The sequence below is a fragment of the Promicromonospora kroppenstedtii DSM 19349 genome (assembly GCF_000515355.1).
GTDB lineage: Bacteria > Actinomycetota > Actinomycetes > Actinomycetales > Cellulomonadaceae > Promicromonospora > Promicromonospora kroppenstedtii.
Genome location: NZ_KI911625.1, coordinates 3,069 through 8,801, shown reverse-complemented (window position 1 = coordinate 8,801; position 5,733 = coordinate 3,069). Strand labels below are relative to the sequence as shown.

The window sequence follows — 5,733 nt, the reverse complement described above, 5'->3', positions numbered from 1 at the left end:
CCGGGCCAACCCCCAGGAGGCCGCCCCGTGGGCACCAGCAGCGCCGTTCCCGCCGCGCGCCACACCGCGCGGCTGCTCTCGTTCCTCGCGGCACAGCCCGGGCCGGTGCCCGCGGGCGCGATCGCGCACGGCATCGGGGTGCCCCGGTCCAGCGTCTACCACCTGCTGTCCGTGCTGGGCGACGAGGGCTTCGTGCGGCACTTCCCCGACGAGCGCCGCTACGGCCTGGGCGTGGCGGCTCTCGGCCTGGGCAGCGCCTACACGCGGCAGGCGCCGCTGACCCGACTGGCCGCACCCGTCGTCGCGCGCCTGGTGGAGGCCGCAGGCGAGAACGGGCACCTCGCCGTCCTGAACGGCCGGGAGGTCCTGTACCTGGTGGAGCAGCGGGCGGCGGGACGACCGCCCCTGGTGACCGACGTCGACGTCCACCTCCCGAGCCACCTCACCGCGAGCGGGCGGGCCGTGCTCGCGCTGCTCCCGCCGGCGCAGGTGCGAGCGTTGTACCCCACGCCGGGGTCGTTCACGGACCTGACCGGCTCGGGACCGCGCACCCTGCGCGAGCTCCGCGACGTGCTGCGGCTGGCGCGCGAGCGCGGCTTCGCGGTGGAGGACGGCGAGGTGACGACGGGCTTCGCATCGGTGGCGGCCGCCGTCGTCGACCACACGGGGCGGCCGGTGGCGGGCCTGGCGATCACGTTCCGCTCGGACGCCTACGACGACGCCGCCCGCGCCGGCCTCGCGGAGCAGGCGACCAAGGCGGCACGCGAGGTCAGCCGACGGCTGGGGGCAAGGTGAGGTTCGCTCGCGGGGCCGGTCGGCACTCTGCATCGAGATCGGCACAGGCCTGGACCGACCTCGATGCAGAGTGCCGACTTCGCGAACAGCGGCGGGACATCGCCGCGAAAGGGGCCTCTGAACTGCAGCAATGCGTCGCCCTGCCGGCAATCCGGACAGCAGGGAAATGCATATTCTCCGGCGCCCGGGTCACCGCTCGAGACGCCGTCCGGAATTCACGCCGCCGCGACGATCACCGGGCACTCGGCGCGGGCGACAGGGCTCATCTCATCGAGAGGTCGACCAGCGGAACGGTGAATTCTCGGGACCGCAGCGGGCCGGGAGCCACCACCACGGCCTCCTTACCGGCCCACCCCTGCCGGACGGTCTTCACGACGCCCTCGGAGCCGCGCTCCGTGCTCGACATCCCGGTCACCCTCACGTAGACGCCCGTGGCGATCACGCCGGCCATAACCTTCTACTCTCTGTCGCAATTCCGAGCCAGGGCCGACCGATTTCAACGTTCGTCTCGTGACCATTTGGCACCCAGATCGATGGGTGGCCGAGATCCTGCCAGCAATTGCGGAGAGCCGTCAAGACAAATGCAGAAGTAGAAATAGAACACCTTTCCAGCATTCATGTCGGCACATTTCTTTACTCAGGAGCCGGTCTCGGTAGGTCTGCGCCAGGCCCTCCCCGGCCTGCGCCGTGCGGACCCACCCCGACACGCTGACCTGGGACTATCCGTACCTCACTGGCGAAGCGGGCGACCGCCGCAGACCCCCTAGAGTGGGCATCACACCCCTTCCGCTGCCGTCCTGGGAGATGTCTCGTGAGTTCACAGCCGTCCGAGTTCCGACTTCTGGTCACCGGTGGCGGGACCGGCGGCCACACCTACCCGGCGCTCACGACGCTGCGCGCGCTGCAGGCGCGGCTGGCCGGGACGGGTACCGCGGTGAGCGCCCTCTGGGCGGGCACGGCGAACGGGCTGGAGGCCCGGGTCACGGCGTCCGAGGGCATCCGGTTCGTGCCGGTGGCCACGGGCAAGCTGCGCCGGTCGAGCAACCCGCTGGGCATGCTGTCGGCGAGCAACATGAAGGACATGGCGCGGGTGCCGCTCGGCGTCGCGCAGGCACGGTCGATCGTCTCGGAGTTCAAGCCCGATGTGATCCTCTCGACCGGCGGCTACGTCGCCGTACCGGTCGGCATCGCGGCGGGGCTGCTCCGGCGTCCGCTCGTGGTGCACGAGCAGACGGTCCGGCTGGGCCTGGCCAACCGCCTCCTGGCCAAGCGGGCGACGCGGGTCGCGGTGTCCTCGCCGTCCACCATCGAGCTGCTGCCCGAGGCGGCGCGCGAGCGGGCCGTCGTGACCGGCAACCCGGTGCGCGCCGAGGTGCTGACCGGCGAGCCGCTCAAGGCTGTCGACGCTCTGGGCCTCGACTCGTTCGACCCCGACCTGCCCGTCCTGTACGTCACGGGCGGCGCGCAGGGGTCGGTGCAGATCAACGACCTGGTCGCCGAGACGCTGCCCTGGCTGCTCCAGCGCGCCAACGTGATCCACCAGTGCGGGCCGAACAACCTCAAGGAGATGTTCGAGCGCACCGCGAGGCTCGGCCCCGAGCTGGCCCCCCGCTACCGGGTGCTCGGGTTCGTCGGGGCGGAGCTGCCGGACGTGCTGGCGCTGGCCGACGTCGTCGTCTCCCGGAGCGGGGCCGGAACCATCGCCGAGCTGACGGCGCTGGGCAAGCCCGCCGTGCTGATCCCGCTGGCGTCGGCGGCCGGGAACGAGCAGGTGCTGGGCGCCCGCCGCCTCCAGGACCTGGGCGCGGCGGTCTCGCTGGAGGGCGACCTCACCTTCTCCGACCTCCGCGGGTCGCTGGCCGGCCTGCTCGACGACGCCGGACGGCGCGACCGCATGGCCAAGGCCGCGCGGAGCAACGGGGTGCCGGACGCGGCCGAGCGGCTCGTCGACCTGCTGCTCGAGGTAGCGAAGCCTGGGGCGTGAGGCTCAGCTTCGCTCAGCCGAACCGCTCCCGGACGACGACGTCGGCCAGCCGTCGCACGGGCCCGTCGATCTCCGGGTGCGCGCCGATGTCGACCAGCCGCAGGTACTTCTGGGCAGCGGCGAGCTGGGCCACCGCGCCCGACCAGGTGCCGAGCACTCCGGCGAACTCGGCGCGGACCCGGGCGGCGACGTCGGGCTGAAGGACGGCGGAGCAGGCGAGGACGGCGGCGTCGTACCCGGCGGGCGCCCAGCCCCAGTACTCCCAGTCCAGGATCGTCAGGCGCGGGCCCGTGAGGTTGCCGAAGTGCAGGTCGCCGTGGGCCACCTCCCACTCGACGCGGCCGAGGTCGATCTCGACGCCGAACCTGGCGCGGATCGACTCCTGGAGCTCCTCGGGCCGCAGCACCCGCCGTTCGGTTCCGGTGGCGGCGCGCAGCGCGTCGAGCCCCGTCCGGAGCGCGGTCCACCAGGTGTCGGGCAGCTCGACCGGGTGGTCCAGCACGAGGCCCGAGCCGACAGCGGGCTCGTCGACGAAGGTGAGGAGGTCCGCCCGGACGACCTGGCCGCCGTCGGCCCACTCGGCGGACCGCAGATGCCGGGGCATCGGGACGGTGTCGAACGGCGCGCCCGTCGCCGTCGCGACGCCGTCCCAGTACTCGCCCCGCGCCCACCGCGGCTCCTGGGCCGTGACCCGCAGCCACGCGGGCCCCGACGTCCGGACGGCGAGGGTGCGGTCGTAGGACCCGCGCACCGGATCGCCGTCGAGCGTCACGCCGAACCGGTCGGCGGCCGTGGCGAGGTGCCCGGCGAGCCAGTCCCGGCGTTCGTCTGACATGTGTCTCCCCTGGTGTCGCGGCCCGCCCGCGATCCTGACCGGGGCTGGTGCCTCCGGCAAGTGCAGATCCCCACTGGTCTGGGACGATGGCCGTCCTGCCCGGAAGGAGTCGCATGACGCAGCGCGGAAACTGGACCAACGACATCACCGAGGCCGATCTCGTCGCCATCGGAGACCCCCGCCTCCAGGCCCCCACCGCCGAGATCGAGGCCCCGGAGGCGCGCGACGTCCTCGACGCCCTGACCACCCTGCTCCGCAGCCTCCACGGCGCCGGGCTCGCCGCACCGCAGATCGGCGTCTCGGTCCGCGCCGCGATCGTCGAGGTCCGCAAGACCGAGGTGTTCCCCGACCGGCCCGAGACCGGGCTGATCCAGATCCTGAACCCCACGATCCTGGAGCGCTCGGCCGAGACAGCGCTCGACTGGGAGGGCTGCTTCAGCGTGCCCGGCTACATGGGCCTGGTGCCCCGGTCCGAGAGCATCACGGTGCGGTACACCGACGAGACCGGGCAGACGCTGACCAGCGAGGTCACCGGGTACGCCGCCCGCGTCTTCCAGCACGAGATCGACCACCTCGACGGGCTGGTCTACCTCGACCGGATGCCCGACATGACGACCCTGACCACCACGCAGAACTACCTGGACCACCATCGGCCGGGGGCAGCCTGAGGTCCGTCATGCGCGGATGCAGGCGGCGATGCCATCGAGCTGTTCCGGCGGATCGGGGTGCCCCTCCGCGGTTCCGTCGGCTACCCGACGAGCAGTCCAGCACGCGACAGCCGCGTCGAGCACGTCGTCCGCTCCGGCCACGTACCCCGGTCGGCCAACGTCCGCCGGCGGAGCGAGCCCGACCTCGGCGAGCAAGGCCCGTCGATCCTCCAGCCCCGCCCAGGTCGACTTGGGTGCGGGTAGGTGCCGCCCCGCCAATGTCGCGAACGACAGCTCCGGATGCACCTCTACGATGCGCCGGTCCACCGATCGCACCACCTGGTCCACCTCAAGGATCCGCGGGCCGAGCGCCCACGCCTGCCGGCTGAGCCCTCTGCCCGCCACCCGGCGAGCCGTCTCCAGCGCCGCGGCGTAGGACCCCGCTTCCAGCGCAGCACGCGGCGGGGTCATGAACACGGACGGCCACCGCGGCCCGACCACCGCACGGGCCGCCACGTCGGCCTGGCGGTACCCGGCGCCGTCGGGCATGCCGATTGGGATGTCGATGCCGATCACCTCGACCGGGCCGTCCGCGTCGGCGGCCTCGAGCAGTCCGGCCAGCGTCGGGTCCGCGTAGACGCGCAGGTCGCTGGCGACCGCGACCCAGTATTTTTTCGCGACGTCGACGCCCAGCACCCGGACCATCAACTCATCGTCTCCGACATCGCACGGCAGGGCACGGCGTCCGAAGCGCCAGAGTGCCGGAACGAGCCGAGCCCGACCTATAGGCGATACTGGGATATTTCACCCAGTTACGGGAGGCTCTCATGATCCTGGTCGGCCCGCTCGCGGCAGGGAAGTCCACGCTCGGCGCACTGGTCGCCGAGCGGCTCGGTCACGCGTTCGTCGACATCGACGACATCGCGTGGTCCTACTGCGCCGAGGTCGGCTGGAGCCTCGGCCGGCTGCTGGAGCGCGACGACGCCGTCGGCTGGGCCGCCGCGGAGCGCGAGTGGGAACCCGCCCGCGCGCACGCCGTGCAGCGGGCCGTCGCGGAGCACCCGGACGCCGTCATCGCGCTCGGCGCCGGCTACACCAGCTTCACCGACCCTGCGTGGGCCGAGGAGGTGCGGCGCACCTTGGCACCCGTCCCCGACGTGATCCACCTGCTGCCCAGCCCCGACCCGGAGCGGTCGGTGACCGTGCTGCGCGAGCGCGCGATCTCAGCCCGGGGCAAGGACTGGATCATCGAGGGGCGCGACTGGATCGCAGCCTGGGTGGCCGACCCCCTGGCCGCCGAGGTCGCCGCCGCTACCGTCTTCACCGACGGGGCCGTCCCCGCCGAGTCGGCCGACCAGCTCGTGGCGCTCCGGGAGTGCTTGCTCGCGGAGCTGGCGGCCTAGCGACGGCGACCACGCCTCAGAGACGGCGACCGCGGATCACGCCGTCGCCAGCAGCCGCTCCAGCGAAGC

At 72.8% G+C, this 5,733-nt stretch carries 7 protein-coding genes; 4 read left to right on the top strand and 3 right to left on the bottom strand.

Features of this window, described 5'->3' with window-relative positions; all coding sequences use genetic code 11:
- The first annotated feature begins 27 nt into the window (after positions 1-27).
- Positions 28-795, top strand: coding sequence for an IclR family transcriptional regulator (locus PROKR_RS05620; protein ID WP_036960433.1), 768 nt, complete (start codon positions 28-30; stop codon positions 793-795).
- A 262-nt stretch (positions 796-1,057) separates the two neighbouring features.
- On the opposite strand, the gene PROKR_RS05615 is transcribed toward PROKR_RS05620, so the two are convergent.
- Entirely contained in the window at positions 1,058-1,246 is a 189-nt protein-coding gene (locus tag PROKR_RS05615; RefSeq protein ID WP_036960431.1) for a hypothetical protein, read from the bottom strand.
- A 360-nt stretch (positions 1,247-1,606) separates the two neighbouring features.
- Here PROKR_RS05615 and PROKR_RS05610 point away from each other — a divergent pair, with 360 nt between their 5' ends.
- Positions 1,607-2,779: a UDP-N-acetylglucosamine--N-acetylmuramyl-(pentapeptide) pyrophosphoryl-undecaprenol N-acetylglucosamine transferase gene (locus PROKR_RS05610; RefSeq protein ID WP_036960429.1), complete on the top strand. Its 1,173-nt coding sequence runs from the start codon at positions 1,607-1,609 to the stop codon at positions 2,777-2,779.
- 13 nt (positions 2,780-2,792) lie between these two features.
- On the opposite strand, the gene PROKR_RS05605 is transcribed toward PROKR_RS05610, so the two are convergent.
- A complete protein-coding gene (locus PROKR_RS05605; protein ID WP_051432712.1) occupies positions 2,793-3,614 on the bottom strand; it encodes a phosphotransferase in 822 nt (273 codons plus the stop codon).
- Between the two features lie 113 nt (positions 3,615-3,727).
- Between PROKR_RS05605 and def the strand changes: the two genes are divergently transcribed.
- A complete protein-coding gene (gene def / locus PROKR_RS05600) occupies positions 3,728-4,282 on the top strand; it encodes a peptide deformylase (protein ID WP_051432711.1) in 555 nt (184 codons plus the stop codon).
- 6 nt (positions 4,283-4,288) lie between these two features.
- Here the strand turns inward: def and PROKR_RS05595 are convergent, their stop codons facing one another.
- On the bottom strand, positions 4,289-4,966 hold the full coding sequence (locus PROKR_RS05595; protein WP_036960427.1) for a DUF429 domain-containing protein: 678 nt from the start codon (positions 4,964-4,966) through the stop codon (positions 4,289-4,291).
- Positions 4,967-5,088: 122 nt separating this feature from the next.
- Here PROKR_RS05595 and PROKR_RS05590 point away from each other — a divergent pair, with 122 nt between their 5' ends.
- Positions 5,089-5,664 carry a shikimate kinase gene (locus PROKR_RS05590; protein ID WP_051432710.1) on the top strand — a complete coding sequence of 192 codons (576 nt, stop codon included), beginning with the start codon at positions 5,089-5,091 and terminating at the stop codon, positions 5,662-5,664.
- Positions 5,665-5,733: the final 69 nt, after the last annotated feature.